Raw genomic sequence first — 14,262 nt, forward strand, 5'->3', positions numbered from 1 at the left:
AGAAAAATTACAAGAGCACTGTAACCTAAGAGCAATTTTTATCAGCAAGTAAATGATTGACAGCAGAATGAAGCTTTTTTCATATAAATCACTGCATATCATATTCTATCGCTCAAGTTTATAAAATAATTGACAATGTTAATTTTCTAATTTATAAATGGATTTTGAAGTGATTACCGAAGGAGGTATAGAGTTTGATTGAAGTATCAGTCCATTATGGTGATGTAGATAGAGCTCTTCCAGTGTTGAGAAAAATAATTCAAAAGGAAGGAAGAGGCGTCAAAATGAAGAAAAAATATCACGAAAAGAAATCAGAGAAAACAGCTAAAAAAAAAGCTGAAGCAAGGAAAAAGAGGTATCAGCAAGAATGCAGAAGACAGCGTTATGGTTGGTAGTTTTTACTAAGGCTAATAATTAGTTATCTTATGAATATTCATGAATATCAAGCAAAGGAAATTTTACACAAGTTTAATGTCCCGGTACCAAAGGGTTTTGTTGCTACATCTGCAGAAGGAGTAGAAACTCAAATAAATCAACTAAAATCTGACGTGTTTGTGGTTAAAGCTCAGATTCATGCAGGTGGTAGGGGTAAGGCTGGTGGTGTAAAGCTAGCAAAGTCAGTTGAAGAAGTTCAACAGTTTGTAAAGAACATGATTGGTATGACTTTAGTTACTCATCAAACAGGGCCAAGCGGGCAGCAAGTAAGAAAAGTGTACGTTGAAGAAGGCTCAAGCATTAAGAAAGAGTATTATTTAAGCCTGGTAATCGACCCGAAGCTCAGTAGGCCAATATTCATATTTTCCTCAGAAGGTGGAATGGACATCGAAGAAGTGGCAAAAAATTCTCCTGCAAAAATTGTGAAATTTGATATTGATTCTGCTACAAGTTTTGATAGCAGCAAGTTAAGCAGCAGTTTTCATTTGAGTCCAGAACAAATAGAAAAGATATCGAACATTGCAAAAAAAATATATGATGCCTTTATTGCAACTGAAGCGAGCCAAATTGAAATTAATCCACTGGTTGAAACAAATTCTGGAGATTTTATTGCGCTCGATGCGAAAATTAATTTCGATGACAATGCTTTATATCGTCACCCAGAAATTATGGAACTTCGTGATTATGATGAAGAAGTGAAAGAAGAGATAGAGGCTTCAAAGTATGGGCTCAGTTACATCAAAATGGATGGCAGTATTGGTTGCATGGTAAACGGTGCAGGTCTTGCGATGGCAACAATGGATATAATAAAATACTACGGAGTAGAGCCTGCTAACTTTTTGGATGTTGGTGGTGGAGCGAGTAAAGAAACTGTAACTGAAGCATTTAAAATCATATTGTCTGATAGCAACGTAAAAGGAATTCTGGTTAACATATTTGGTGGTATAATGCGTTGCGATATTATCGCAAGTGGAATTGTTGCGGCTGCAAAAGAAATGAGCATTAAAGTTCCTCTAGTGGTTAGATTATCAGGTACTAATTTTGAAGAAGGAAAAAAAATCTTAGAAGAGTCAGGATTAAATATTATTGCTGCAGATGAACTGGGTGATGCTGCGCAAAAGATAGTAAAAGAGGTAAAATAAAGCATGTCCGTTTTAGTAAACAAAGATACAAGATTAATATGCCAGGGTTTTACTGGTGCACAAGGCACATTTCATTCAGAGCAAGCAATTGATTACGGAACGAAAATGGTGGGAGGTGTAACTCCTGGAAAGGGTGGTAGCACTCACCTTAATTTACCTGTTTTTAATACTGTAGCAGAAGCCAAAGAAAAAACCGGTGCAAATGCTACAGTTATATATGTACCTGCTAAATTTGCTGCTGCTGCAATACTTGAAGCAATAGATGCAAAAATAGAATTGATAATTTGTATTACAGAGGGCATTCCTATACTTGATATGGTGAAAGTTAAGCGTGCGCTTATCGGCTCAAAAAGTCGATTGATTGGTCCCAACTGCCCGGGAATTATTACACCTGAAGAATGCAAAATAGGAATTATGCCTGGCCATATCCATAAGCGTGGACACATAGGAATTATGTCTCGCTCCGGAACTTTAACTTACGAAGCAGTAGCACAAACAACCGCTGTTGGTCTTGGTCAATCCACATGTATCGGAATTGGGGGGGATCCAGTTCATGGTATGACATTTGTTGACTGTATGGAGCTCTTTTTAAAAGATGACGATACTCATGGTATTGTAGTTATTGGTGAAATAGGTGGAAACGAAGAAGAAGATGTATCACATTTTGTGAAAACAGAAAAAACTAAAAAGCCAATCGTTGGTTTTGTATCAGGCCAAACGGCACCTCCAGGAAGACGTATGGGACACGCTGGAGCAATCATCTCTTCCAGCGGTGGAAGTGCTGGTGCAAAGTTAGAGGTTATGCGCAGTGCTGGGATTGCGATTGCAGAAACCCCTGCTGTGATTGGTAAAAAGGTGTTAGAAGTAATGAGTGTCAGTGCCTAGCCTAGGTCATAAAAACCCTATATCCCCAGTCATCAGTATATTTTTTGACCACTCAATCAGTAAATGACCTCCTGGTAAATGTACTGAAGTTTGTTTAGTAGCCAAACACTTACGAAGTGTAGATGCAACAAATGCTGCACAAGCCGCACTACCACATGAAGCAGTAATACCTGTTCCTCTTTCCCAAACTCTTAAGTTTATTTCTCCAGATTTTTCTATTTGTGCAATACTAACATTTGTTTTCTGAGGAAAGAATTCGTGATTTTCTAGCTTTGGTCCTAAATTCTGCAATGGTATTTCGCTTATGTTATCAACAAAAAAAACTATATGAGGGTTACCAATATTTACTGCAACTGGCTCTTTCAGCATTTCAAGCTCTATAGGTAGATAAAGGGGATCGCATTCACAAGAAAGAGGAATTTCATTCCATTTAATCAGTGGTTTACCCATATTGACCTTTATTGATTTATCACCTACTTTAAAACATTCTAAGATACGATTATTTATCAGCTCAATAGTGATATATTCAGTACCTTTTTCTAACATTATCAAATATCCAACACAGCGTGCTGCGTTTCCACACATTTCAGCTCGACTACCGTCAGCATTGTAGATATGCATAAAGCAGTTTGCAGCATTAGACATTGTTATAATTATCACTTGATCACAACTGCCTTGATCAGCAATTTGTCTATAATTCCAGTCTAAATTATTTGCTGAACGTGAGTCTATGATAACAAAACTATTGCCAGTACCGTGCATCTTTACAAACGGGATCTTGTCTGTTAGGTTACTTACCATTATAGCAAAATTATATAAGTGAAAATTTTTCTTCTAATTACAGCTGTTTTGTATTCTATAGTTTTCTGTAATGTGAGTGCTAAGTCAATACCGGAGAACAGCAAAATGCTCTTTTGGCAAACTGGAGTTAGAAAGGGAGCAAACGGTGTGCCGTAGAGACACAAAGAATATAATTCACCCCATAAACTAGACAAAAAAATGGTTGATCCGAGTAGGAAGGTAAAGGGGTAAAAGAATGGCAACAAAAAAAAATATGAACCAGAGTTAAAAGCAAAGATAGCTTTGGAAGCAATAAAAAATCAAAAAAGCACAGCTGAGATATGTAGTGAATATAAAATACCATCAACAAATCTATATGATTGGCGTGATAGAGTATTGGCAAGGTTAAAAGACCTATTTGTTGAAGAAAGTGAAAGTGCGAGAAAACAAAGAATCTTAGCGCAAGAAATAGAAAGTTTACATAAAGTAATAGGAGAATTGACAGTGGAAAATAGCTATTTGAAAAAAAAATTACTGAAATAAGCAAAAAAGATAGAGTAAGGTTTATAGAAAAAGATTCTGATCTGTCAATTAGGAAACATGCTGATTTATTGGGGATTTGCAGATCTAGCCTATATTATAGGCCTATAATTAATAACGAAAGTGAAGTAGCAAATTTGATTCAAGAAGTATATTTGGCTTCTGATTGCCGTTATGGATATCGTAAAATTACTGCTGAAATCATAGCGAGTGGGGTAGTAGTCAATCGCAAAAATCTTAAGAATTATGAAAAAATGAAGATTAGTGGGCTGTATTGTAGAAAAGATGTAATACAAGTATTAAAGAAAAAAAGCATAAAATATATCCTTATCTACTCAAAGATTTGATTATTTGTAGAGTTAATCAGGTATGGGCTACTGATATAACATATATTATGGTAGAAGGTAAGTTTGTCTATTTTGTGGCAATAATGGACTTGTATAGTCGCTATATTATTGCTCATTCATTATCACCATATCTCGATGCTGGATTTTGCCTTTATACTCTCAAAGAAGCTCTAAAACAAGGTAAACATGAGATTTTTAATAGTGATCAAGGGGTACAGTTTACTTGCTACAACTTTATTACGGAATTAGAGCATGCTAATATTAAAATCAGTATGGACCATAAAGGACGTTGCTTCGACAATATATTTGTTGAGCGCTTATGGAGAACTTTAAAGCAAGAAGCTATATATTATTATAGACCAAATAGTATCAGAGATTTGAATCTTATAATAAATGACTTTGTTGGTTGGTATAACTATAGAAGGCTACATCAGACTCTAAATTATAAAGTTCCTGCTGATCTTTATTATCATAAACAGTAAATGAATATATTGATAAATACTTTAAATGTGTGTCGACGTATTTATCAACATATTCATTTTAAAAATCGGATCACTTTAAAAAAATGGTCTAGACAAATGGGTGCACTATAGTCCAGTATGATAGGGGTTTTTAGGTCAATGCTTTGTTCTACGTTATAAATAGCCGAATCTGCAGTATTATAAAGCCTTTCTGGATGTGGTTCATTTAAGATATTATATCCAACAATAGCAGGATGATCTTTAAGCTATTTCGCAAGATCTTGCCAAAATTTTGCTGCTTGTTTTTGAAAAGCTTGATCTGACCATAAACGTAAATCATCTTTATCGTTATTATTTTGCTTCCATCTAGATCCAGGTAAGCTAAGCATCGTTAATACTACTGGTATTTTTTATTGATGAAAAGCATCTAAAACATCTTTCAGAACTTTCAGATCTTTGGAAATCAGGCCAGGATAATTGTCTGCATTGCCTAAGAGGAAGTCACGTTGCGTAGTTTCAAATTTTTCAGGAGAAAGACGAATAAAACCAATTTTGTATTCCTTTGCTGATTTGATTAAGTCATACCAATTCCCATTAGTAATAAAACACATGAAAAGGAGCTCTTTTTGCCTATAATTAGGGAGTTAAGCAAATTTATAACCTACCTCATTTGTCTTGCCAATAACGATTATTGGTATCACTATCAACTTTTCTATTGAAAAGGAGAGTAGACCAGTGGCACTTCCCCACCAGTCTCTCGCAAAACTGTACGTAAACCTCTCGATTTATACAGCTTCCATTATTCAGCCTTTTGGCCTAACCCTTATAGTGCACCCATTTGTCTAGACCATTTTTTTAAAGTGATCCGATTTTTAAAATGAATATGTTGATAAATACGTCGACACACATTTAAAGTATTTATCAATATATTCATTTACTGTTTATGATAATAAAGATCAGCAGGAACTTTATAATTTAGAGTCTGATGTAGCCTTCTATAGTTATACCAACCAACAAAGTCATTTATTATAAGATTCAAATCTCTGATACTATTTGGTCTATAATAATATATAGCTTCTTGCTTTAAAGTTCTCCATAAGCGCTCAACAAATATATTGTCGAAGCAACGTCCTTTATGGTCCATACTGATTTTAATATTAGCATGCTCTAATTCCGTAATAAAGTTGTAGCAAGTAAACTGTACCCCTTGATCACTATTAAAAATCTCATGTTTACCTTGTTTTAGAGCTTCTTTGAGAGTATAAAGGCAAAATCCAGCATCGAGATATGGTGATAATGAATGAGCAATAATATAGCGACTATACAAGTCCATTATTGCCACAAAATAGACAAACTTACCTTCTACCATAATATATGTTATATCAGTAGCCCATACCTGATTAACTCTACAAATAATCAAATCTTTGAGTAGATAAGGATATATTTTATGCTTTTTTTCTTTAATACTTGTATTACATCTTTTTCTACAATACAGCCCACTAATCTTCATTTTTTTCATAATTCTTAAGATTTTTGCGATTGACTACTACCCCACTCGCTATGATTTCAGCAGTAATTTTACGATATCCATAACGGCAATCAGAAGCCAAATATACTTCTTGAATCAAATTTGCTACTTCACTTTCGTTATTAATTATAGGCCTATAATATAGGCTAGATCTGCAAATCCCCAATAAATCAGCATGTTTCCTAATTGACAGATCAGAATCTTTTTCTATAAACCTTACTCTATCTTTTTTGCTTATTTCAGTAATTTTTTTTTCAAATAGCTATTTTCCACTGTCAATTCTCCTATTACTTTATGTAAACTTTCTATTTCTTGCGCTAAGATTCTTTGTTTTCTCGCACTTTCACTTTCTTCAACAAATAGGTCTTTTAACCTTGCCAATACTCTATCACGCCAATCATATAGATTTGTTGATGGTATTTTATATTCACTACATATCTTATACCAATTCCCGCTATAGAAAGAACAGATAGAGAATAATGGGGAAAAAGTCATACTAGAGTAAGTGAAATAGCGAGGTATAAATGGCATTAAGGTCAAAACTATTAGACGAAAGAGTTGTAAATTTAGCGAAAGAAATGTTAAAAAAGGTAAGAAATAACGCATATGTTTCAAAAAGTTACAAGCGGTGATAGCAGGAAAAGAAAGTAGTATAAGCGCTGTGGCAAGAATATGTAAAATTTCAAGGACTGCTTTGACTGAATGGATAAAGCATCTAAAATTTGGTAGAGTAGAAAAATTATTTGCCCCGTTTCAGCGGAGAAGAAAAAGCAAATTAAACAAAAATCAACGTGAGCAAATTGAAATATGGGTAGAAAGAAATCCAAATATTACTATTAAGGAAGTACAAATAAAAATCTCAGAGGAATTTGCCCTAAACATCAGCAAATCAACAGTGCACCGTGAGATACAAAGGATGAAATTTTCTTACATAACACCGAGGCCAATGGACCATAAACAAGATAAAAACAAGCAAGAAGAGTTTAAAAGATACTTCAATAAAATAGTCAATTTCCACCCTAAAAGGGAGGTGTTTTTTTGATGAATCACGATTTGGGACTCATTCAAAAATCGGACACGGATGGTTTAAAAGGGGTCAGAACGCAGGTTAAAATGAAAATTGGTAGACAAAATTTCTATATCTAAAGTGCGGTAAATCCAAGAAGTGGTAAGAAAATTAGCCTACTTGCTCCATATGTAAACACTGATTGTATGAATATATTTCTGGAGCAGATGTCGAAAGATTTAGGCACGAAAGAAGCCTTTCTTGTAATGGATTGTGCAAGTTGGCATAGATCAAAAAGTTTGAAAATTCAGGAAAACATTACCATCATATACTTGCCTCCTTATTCACCGGAACTGAATCCTGTTGAAAGGTTGTGGCAATATATCAAATACAATACTTTACGCAATAGTATCTACGATACCATAGGTTTACTTGAAGATGTTTTGTGTAATTTTATTGTCAATATTTCCAGTACTACTATTAAACGAGTTTGTAATGTTTCTTATTTGTTCCGTCAGTAATGGATTTTGGTATAACAGAACGACAATTGTCAGTAGCTCAAGTTAGGCTAGATATGGCATTCACAATATCGTTTGTAAACCTATAGCTATATATAATGAATGAATTTTTTTATATATTCGTTATTAGTATTTTGTATTTCTTGGACAGTTCCGCGGTAGATAATATTCCCTTCGTATAATACTGCTATTTTATCAGCTATTTTAAATGCACTATGAATATCATGTGTAATCGTGATAATTGTAGGGTTAAAGTCTTTAGATAATTTTATTATTATCTCGTTTACCATATCTGACATAATTGGTTCCAATCCTGAAGTTGGCTCATCCAATACAATAATTTCTGGATTGTGCGCAATCGCCCTTGCAAGTGCTACTCTTTTTTTCATTCCGCCTGATAGCTCGATTGGAAACATATCTGCTATGCTTTCCTCAAGTCCAACATCATTTAACTTCTCGATTGCTAGCTGTTTTGCCTCCTTTTCTCTGATATTAAAGCGCTTTTTATAATTAAAAGATATATTTTCCCACACTGTAACGTAGTCAAATAAAGCAGAATTTTGAAATAAGACTCCAAATTTATTTTTGCTTTCACTATTTATTTTAATAGACCCTGAGTCTGGTTTTAGCAATCCAATGATTATTTTTGTTAATACAGATTTACCACTTCCTGAGCCGCCAAGTATGACTAATGATTCCCCCTTCGATATATTAAAACTTATGTTGTTTAATATCGTTCTATCATCAAAAGACAAGCTTAGGTTCAATATTGATATTATGGGGCTATACATGTATCAAAGTAATCAAGTAGTTTGCTAAAATGATCAATATGGACGAAAAAACAACAGTTGATGTTGTAGCAACACCTACTCCTCGTGCACCTTCTCTACAATGGTAACCGTAATAACAACTTGAAACAGAAATTATAGCGCCAAAAGCAGTCGCTTTCATTAGCCCAACAACAAAATCGTTTATATTAAAGAATTGAGCTGTGTATTTTATGTATATATTTAAATTGTGGTTAAATTCAAAGACTGCGGTGACATACCCTCCAAATATTCCTATTAGATCTGCACATACTGTAAGTATTGGAAATACTATAACTGACGCTAGAATTCTTGGTGCAATTAAATATTTGAAAGGATTGATGTCCAAAGTTGTAAGTGCATCTATTTGTTCAGTGATGCGCATCGTGCCAATTTCTGCTGCAATTGAGGACCCAACCTTTCCTACCATTATTAAGCTAATCAAAACTGGCCCTAACTCTTTAATGATAGTGATCGTAACAAGCTTAGGTACTACTTGTTCTTGATTAATCAATAGACCACTTAAGCTACTTTGTAAAACTATCACCGCTCCTATAAAAACTCCAGTTAGCCCAACAATTGGTAAAGAGAAAAAGCCTATCTCTATAATTTGTTTTGCTACATTGCTAAAATAATACGGTGGAACAAAGCAGTGGTATAGAGATTGAATAAAAAACACAAATGCGTTACCAAGCCTCAACAGAAAGTTGATAAAGCACCTACCGATTATTCTAACACTGTTTACATCAAAGGAACTCACTTTGCATTTATCTTAGCTAAAAATTAGTTTTACTGATTTTATTAAAATTTTTATTAACTCTATCGCAGAGTATAGTCAAGATATATCTTAAGTTCAATATACTTTGATCACAATGCTTGAGTTTAAGTTTATAAGACTGAATTGTATAAGAAAACCTTACTTATTTCGCTATTTACTTCTTGTAAAAAACATGCTACTAATAAATTGTGTTATATAATTGAATTGGAGTAAGTTTTGGCAGTTCCGAAGAGAAAAAAGTCAAAGTCAAGGCGTAATATGCATCGTTCTCATCATGCTATTAAGCCTAAGAATATTGTGGTATGTGCAACAACTGGAGAATTCATGTTGCCTCATAACATAGCAGTTGACAATAATTACAAAGGAAAACGTGTTTTCATTAAACAAAAGGCGGAGTAACTCATGATATGTTACCCACGGTCAACAACAACATAGTTATCGCACTTGATGCTATGGGAGGGGATTTTGCACCTCTTTCCGTAATTCAGGGTGCTAGTTTTTTCTTGGATAATCTTGTTGATCCAGGTGTTGAAGTTTTTTTTCATATTTATGGAGATCAGAAAGAAATATCTCCTTTGCTTTCAAAATACAAAAAAGTAATCGATAACTCCGAATTTACCCATTGCTCTGATAATGTTCTTCCAAATGATAAACCCTCTTTTGCACTGAAACATCGCAAAGATTCAAGTATGAAGGCAGCTGTTGAAGCAGTGAAAAAAGGTAAAGCTTTTGGAATGGTGTCTTCAGGCAACACTGGAGCATTGATGGCTATCTCCAGATTTATTTTAGGAACATTACCCAATATCTATCGTCCTGCTATTGCATCTGTCTGTCCAACTAAGACAAAAAGCTTTGCATTGCTTGATCTTGGTGCAAATGTTGACTGTAATACTGACTCATTATTTCAATTTGCATTAATGGGGAGTATATTTGCAAAAATAGCATTAAAAGTTGAAAATCCTGAAGTCGCTTTGCTAAACATTGGTACAGAAGAAGTGAAAGGTACTGACTCAGTAAGAGGAGCTTTTGAGTTACTCAAAAATGCTCCAAGTATTAACTTCAAAGGATATATAGAGGCAAGTGAATTTTTAGATGGTAATATAGACGTAATTGTTGCTGATGGTTTTGTTGGTAATGTAATGCTCAAGACAGCTGAGGCAACTGCTGGTACTTTTATCAGTCTAATAAAACAGGAAGTATTTAATTCATGGATGACAAAAATGCTTGTCGGCATATTGTTGAAACCCAAGCTAAATAAAGCATTAGAGCGTTTTAATCCTAAAATTAGAAGTGGAGCTATGTTTTTAGGGCTAAATGGTATCATTATAAAGAGCCACGGAAATTCTGATGCTATTTCTTTTGCTCACGCTATAAAATTTGCAGTAAATGCAATCAGTGAAAATTTAAACCAGAAGATAATTAACGGGGTAAGTCATATTGAATAAAAGTTTCATATTGAGCACTGGTTCTTACCTACCAAAAAAAATTTTGAGTAATAACGAAATTGCATCGATAGTTGAAACAAACGATGAATGGATAAGGCAAAGAACAGGAATAGTTCAAAGACATATAGCAGATGAAGGAGAACTAACGTCAGATTTAGCTGTTAATGCAGCGAAAAATGCTATAGAAAAAGCGAAAATTTCAATAGATGAAATTGGTTTGATCATAGTTGCAACAACAACACCTGACAAAACTTTTCCTAGCTGTGCAACGATTATACAAAGTAAATTAAAGTGTAAAAACGCATTTGCTTTTGATGTACAGGCAGCATGCTCTGGTTTTATATATGCAGTTACAGTTGCTGATTCACTTATAAAGTCTAACGATAGAATTAAATACGCGCTTGTTATTGGTGCTGAAATAATGTCTAGGATTGTTGATTGGGAAGATAGGTCAACTTGTGTACTCTTTGGTGATGGTGCTGGTGCAGTGATAATGAAATCAGAAATGAGTAGTAGTAGCATTATATCAACAAACTTACACTCTGATGGCAATGTGGACTTATTATGTACAAACGGAGGAATATCCTCTACTCGTGATTCTGGAAAGATACTTATGAATGGAAGAGAAGTGTTTAAACATGCAGTAGAGAAATTAACAGCCTCAGTAGAGGAAACTCTAAAATGCAATAGTTTGGAGATTACTGATATTGACTGGTTAATTCCCCATCAAGCAAACATTCGCATTATTGAAGCAGTAGTAAAGAAATTAGATTTTCCTATAGAAAAAGTAATTAATACAGTTGATAAGCATGCAAACACCTCAGCAGCGTCAATTCCACTAGCCTTAGACTATGCAGTACAAGAATCAAAAATAAAGTCAGGAAATCTGATATTGCTGATTTCAATAGGTGCAGGTTTAGCCTGGGGTTCTGTGTTACTGCGCTATTAGACTTCCTATTACCCACGCTTCTTTTTTCTCAGTTTTATCGTTACATGCTGTACTGACAAAGTTTTGAGATATTATCACAAACATTATATTCACAAGAAATACTTGACTTCAAGTGTACTAAGAAGCATTTTATATATGATGTGTGCCCGTAGCTCAGTTGGATAGAGCAACAGCCTTCTAAGCTGTGGGTCGTAGGTTCGAATCCTACCGGGCACATTCTTCTATCAATGCTTTCTATAAATTTTCAAGTATTCTGATACCACATTTTCAATTGCTAGTGGTCTAATTTTCATTGTTTCGAGATCATCTGACTTTTCGATTGAACTACTCATCATAACTTTCACCTGATCTCGAGTAAGTATAGGGCTTGCATCTCCAGTTATAGGTTTTAACAGCACAGAAACAACTTTACTTTCTAAGAAAAAGGCTATCAATCTTGCCATTGGAAAAGGTACATTGATCAGTAGACACTTTCTGTTAGTCACATTCAGAATAAACTTTAATAAGCTTTTAAAAGAGTAAACTTTTGATCCACCTATATTATAAATTTTTTTATCTTGCTTATTAAAGCTGATAATACGGTATACCACTTCAGCTAAGTTTGTTACACATATCGGCTGAAACTTCGTTATTCCACTACCGATCAACGGCAAAAAAGGAAGAATTGTTGCTAATCTTGCAAATTTATTAAAGAAATTATCTTCTTTACCAAATACAAGACTGGGCTTAATTATCATTGCTCCTTGAAACGCCGAAGCTACAGCTTTCTCACCTTTCAATTTACTTTGGGCATATTTTGATAACTTATCATTTTCTATTCCCATGGCAGAAAAATGTATCATCATGGATACATTTTTTATTTGCGCAGCTTTTGCTATTCTTTCAGCTATTCCAACATGAACTGTATAGAAATCGTATTTTCTTTTTTCATATAATATTCCTACTAAGTTTATAACAACATCACACCCCTCCATACTTTCTAAAATTGATTTTTCATTAAAAAAATCTCCTTCAAGTATTGATATTTGCCCTAAGTTGCCACATAACTTTAGACAAGCAGCTTTTTCCTGATCACGAGTAAATATTCTTATTAAATAACCCTCCGCTGCCAAGCGTCTTACGATGTGTTTTCCTATAAATCCCGTTCCACCAAAAATAACTATACGTTTTATCACAGTTAAAACTTCCAATAACTTAACTTTAAATTAATACAATAGTTTTATTTAATATTCTATTGTGAATTCCTGCACTATAAGGTCCATTCTCATTCCATGAGAACCTTTAACTAAAATTACATCATTACCTTGAACAATATTAGCTAAATTACTTTTCAATTGGTTAGAATCATCGAAATGCATGCCTTTTATATTCTCCGGTAAAAGTTTATTCAATTCTAACATAAATTTACCAACTGTATGAACTTTATTCACATTTTGTTCTACTATATAGTCAAGCAATTCTGTATGAAATACTATGCTTTCATTACCAAGTTCTAACATATCGCCGAGTAGTGCCACTTTTCTTAAATTAGAATATGTACCTAAAGTTCTTATTGCAGCCTTCATTGAAGTAGGGTTAGCATTATAGGAGTCGTTAATCAAATGTACTAATTTTCCATTGTATTTAGCTTGATGAACATTACCTCTACCTTCTGTTACAGTAAAATTCTCAAGTGCTAGTGGTAATTTCGATAAATCAAGTCCTAGAATTTGCACAACTGCTGTCACAACTAATGCAGAGTATGTAAAATGCTCACCCCGCAAACGTAAATTACAGTTTATAATTTGACCGTTGTGCGGTTTAATTTTTAAATTTATACCGCTATCGTTTCTTATTAGGTCTAACAAACGAACAGTAGCACTTTCATTCTTACCAAAGCTCACTACATTTCTGTCAGCATTTGATAAAAGATAATCATAATGTTTATTATCCTTGTTCAAAACCAAAGTACCATTATTTTTCATACCACATAGGACTTCTAACTTCGCTTGCGCAATATCAAGTAGAGATGAAAAATTTTCAACATGCGCAGGTTCGATGTTGGTAATAACTGCAATATCCGGATTGCTAATCTTCGATAGCTCTTTTATCTCACCAGCTCTATTCATTCCCATTTCAAGTATTAAGTACTGGCAGTTTTTTGGGACTTTTAGAATAGTAAAAGGTAATCCTATATTATTATTCAAGTTATCTTTGTTTGCATAAGACGCTCCATATTGCGATAGAACAGTGTGCAGCATGTCCTTTGTAGTCGTTTTCCCTACACTACCTGTAATTGTAATAACTTTAGCATTAACAAGAACATTTCTAATGTAATATGATGCCATATTATGCAAAGCTTTTAGAGTATCTTGCACAACAATTAGAGGAAAATTTCTATATTTATCTTCGCTTACTACCGCAGCAACAGCTCCTTTTAAAAATGCTTCATGTAGAAAATCATGCCCATCAAATTTCTTTCCCTTGAGAGCAATAAATAAATCACCTTTTTTTGTGCTTCTTGTATCCGTTGAAATATTTGAGCTATATACCGAATTACAAACACCCTCCCCTCTTCCGCCAGTAGCATCGATAATATTATTTGCGTTCCATTTTAACATAATTTATCTTTAAAGGTAATTTGAACAAGAAAAGCAGCAAAA

Annotated in this window: 13 protein-coding genes, 1 tRNA gene and 3 pseudogenes; 9 read left to right on the top strand and 8 right to left on the bottom strand. The window is 34.0% G+C overall.

Going from position 1 to position 14,262, the window contains the following annotated elements; all coding sequences use genetic code 11:
• The first annotated feature begins 194 nt into the window (after positions 1-194).
• Genes rpsU through sucD form a run of 3 tightly spaced genes read left to right on the top strand, consistent with a single transcriptional unit; the run spans position 195 to position 2,462 of the window.
• Entirely contained in the window at positions 195-395 is a 201-nt protein-coding gene (gene rpsU / locus M3L71_RS07220; protein ID WP_280143515.1) for a 30S ribosomal protein S21, read from the top strand.
• A 30-nt stretch (positions 396-425) separates the two neighbouring features.
• Entirely contained in the window at positions 426-1,577 is a 1,152-nt protein-coding gene (gene sucC, locus M3L71_RS07225; RefSeq protein ID WP_280143516.1) for an ADP-forming succinate--CoA ligase subunit beta, read from the top strand.
• 3 nt (positions 1,578-1,580) lie between these two features.
• The gene (gene sucD / locus M3L71_RS07230) at positions 1,581-2,462 is read left to right on the top strand and encodes a succinate--CoA ligase subunit alpha (protein ID WP_280143517.1); all 882 of its coding nucleotides are present in this window, start codon (positions 1,581-1,583) and stop codon (positions 2,460-2,462) included.
• A gap of 6 nt (positions 2,463-2,468) precedes the next feature.
• Here the strand turns inward: sucD and dapF are convergent, their stop codons facing one another.
• A complete protein-coding gene (gene dapF / locus M3L71_RS07235; protein WP_280143518.1) occupies positions 2,469-3,263 on the bottom strand; it encodes a diaminopimelate epimerase in 795 nt (264 codons plus the stop codon).
• 276 nt (positions 3,264-3,539) lie between these two features.
• Here dapF and M3L71_RS07240 point away from each other — a divergent pair.
• Positions 3,540-4,611: pseudogene (locus M3L71_RS07240) on the top strand (IS3 family transposase).
• A 245-nt stretch (positions 4,612-4,856) separates the two neighbouring features.
• Here M3L71_RS07240 and M3L71_RS07245 read toward each other — a convergent pair.
• The 3 genes and pseudogenes from M3L71_RS07245 to M3L71_RS07255 all read right to left on the bottom strand — a co-directional run.
• The gene (locus tag M3L71_RS07245) at positions 4,857-4,979 is read right to left on the bottom strand and encodes a hypothetical protein (protein ID WP_280143519.1); all 123 of its coding nucleotides are present in this window, start codon (positions 4,977-4,979) and stop codon (positions 4,857-4,859) included.
• A 21-nt stretch (positions 4,980-5,000) separates the two neighbouring features.
• Complete coding sequence (locus tag M3L71_RS07250) at positions 5,001-5,201, bottom strand: hypothetical protein (protein WP_280143520.1); 201 nt, start codon at positions 5,199-5,201, stop codon at positions 5,001-5,003.
• A 323-nt stretch (positions 5,202-5,524) separates the two neighbouring features.
• A pseudogene (locus M3L71_RS07255) lies at positions 5,525-6,559 on the bottom strand (IS3 family transposase); the annotation flags it as partial.
• Positions 6,560-6,642: 83 nt separating this feature from the next.
• On the opposite strand from M3L71_RS07255, the pseudogene M3L71_RS07260 reads away from it, so the two are divergent.
• Positions 6,643-7,645, top strand: a pseudogene (locus M3L71_RS07260) (IS630 family transposase).
• Between the two features lie 86 nt (positions 7,646-7,731).
• Here M3L71_RS07260 and M3L71_RS07265 read toward each other — a convergent pair.
• Positions 7,732-8,433, bottom strand: coding sequence for an ABC transporter ATP-binding protein (locus tag M3L71_RS07265; protein ID WP_280143521.1), 702 nt, complete (start codon positions 8,431-8,433; stop codon positions 7,732-7,734).
• Entirely contained in the window at positions 8,426-9,208 is a 783-nt protein-coding gene (locus M3L71_RS07270) for an MlaE family ABC transporter permease (RefSeq protein ID WP_029237671.1), read from the bottom strand. Before M3L71_RS07270 ends, M3L71_RS07265 begins: the two co-directional genes overlap by 8 nt.
• Before the next feature lie 234 nt (positions 9,209-9,442).
• Between M3L71_RS07270 and rpmF the strand changes: the two genes are divergently transcribed.
• From rpmF to M3L71_RS07290, 4 genes are all read left to right on the top strand, one after another.
• Positions 9,443-9,625 carry a 50S ribosomal protein L32 gene (gene rpmF, locus M3L71_RS07275; protein WP_280143522.1) on the top strand — a complete coding sequence of 61 codons (183 nt, stop codon included), beginning with the start codon at positions 9,443-9,445 and terminating at the stop codon, positions 9,623-9,625.
• Between the two features lie 8 nt (positions 9,626-9,633).
• Complete coding sequence (plsX, locus tag M3L71_RS07280) at positions 9,634-10,671, top strand: phosphate acyltransferase PlsX (RefSeq protein WP_010405337.1); 1,038 nt, start codon at positions 9,634-9,636, stop codon at positions 10,669-10,671.
• Positions 10,664-11,620, top strand: a complete 957-nt coding sequence (locus M3L71_RS07285; RefSeq protein WP_280143523.1) for a beta-ketoacyl-ACP synthase III — start codon at positions 10,664-10,666, stop codon at positions 11,618-11,620. The genes plsX and M3L71_RS07285 overlap by 8 nt, the downstream gene beginning before the upstream one ends.
• Before the next feature lie 142 nt (positions 11,621-11,762).
• A tRNA-Arg gene (locus M3L71_RS07290) sits at positions 11,763-11,836 on the top strand.
• Positions 11,837-11,844: 8 nt separating this feature from the next.
• On the opposite strand, the gene M3L71_RS07295 is transcribed toward M3L71_RS07290, so the two are convergent.
• Positions 11,845-12,810 carry a complex I NDUFA9 subunit family protein gene (locus tag M3L71_RS07295; protein WP_280143524.1) on the bottom strand — a complete coding sequence of 322 codons (966 nt, stop codon included), beginning with the start codon at positions 12,808-12,810 and terminating at the stop codon, positions 11,845-11,847.
• Positions 12,811-12,843: 33 nt separating this feature from the next.
• Positions 12,844-14,220 carry a UDP-N-acetylmuramoyl-tripeptide--D-alanyl-D-alanine ligase gene (locus tag M3L71_RS07300; RefSeq protein WP_280143525.1) on the bottom strand — a complete coding sequence of 459 codons (1,377 nt, stop codon included), beginning with the start codon at positions 14,218-14,220 and terminating at the stop codon, positions 12,844-12,846.
• Positions 14,221-14,262: the final 42 nt, after the last annotated feature.

Origin of the sequence: Wolbachia endosymbiont of Frankliniella intonsa (assembly GCF_029856955.1) — a bacterium.
Lineage (GTDB): Bacteria > Pseudomonadota > Alphaproteobacteria > Rickettsiales > Anaplasmataceae > Wolbachia.

Coding starts and splice junctions, on each gene's coding strand:
- M3L71_RS07300 (WP_280143525.1), bottom strand. CDS start 14,220: ATGTTAAAATGGAACGCAAATAATATTATCGATGCTACTGGCGGAAGA.
- M3L71_RS07265 (WP_280143521.1), bottom strand. CDS start 8,433: ATGTATAGCCCCATAATATCAATATTGAACCTAAGCTTGTCTTTTGAT.
- M3L71_RS07245 (WP_280143519.1), bottom strand. CDS start 4,979: ATGCTTAGCTTACCTGGATCTAGATGGAAGCAAAATAATAACGATAAA.
- plsX (WP_010405337.1), top strand. CDS start 9,634: ATGTTACCCACGGTCAACAACAACATAGTTATCGCACTTGATGCTATG.
- M3L71_RS07250 (WP_280143520.1), bottom strand. CDS start 5,201: ATGTGTTTTATTACTAATGGGAATTGGTATGACTTAATCAAATCAGCA.
- sucD (WP_280143517.1), top strand. CDS start 1,581: ATGTCCGTTTTAGTAAACAAAGATACAAGATTAATATGCCAGGGTTTT.
- sucC (WP_280143516.1), top strand. CDS start 426: ATGAATATTCATGAATATCAAGCAAAGGAAATTTTACACAAGTTTAAT.
- dapF (WP_280143518.1), bottom strand. CDS start 3,263: ATGGTAAGTAACCTAACAGACAAGATCCCGTTTGTAAAGATGCACGGT.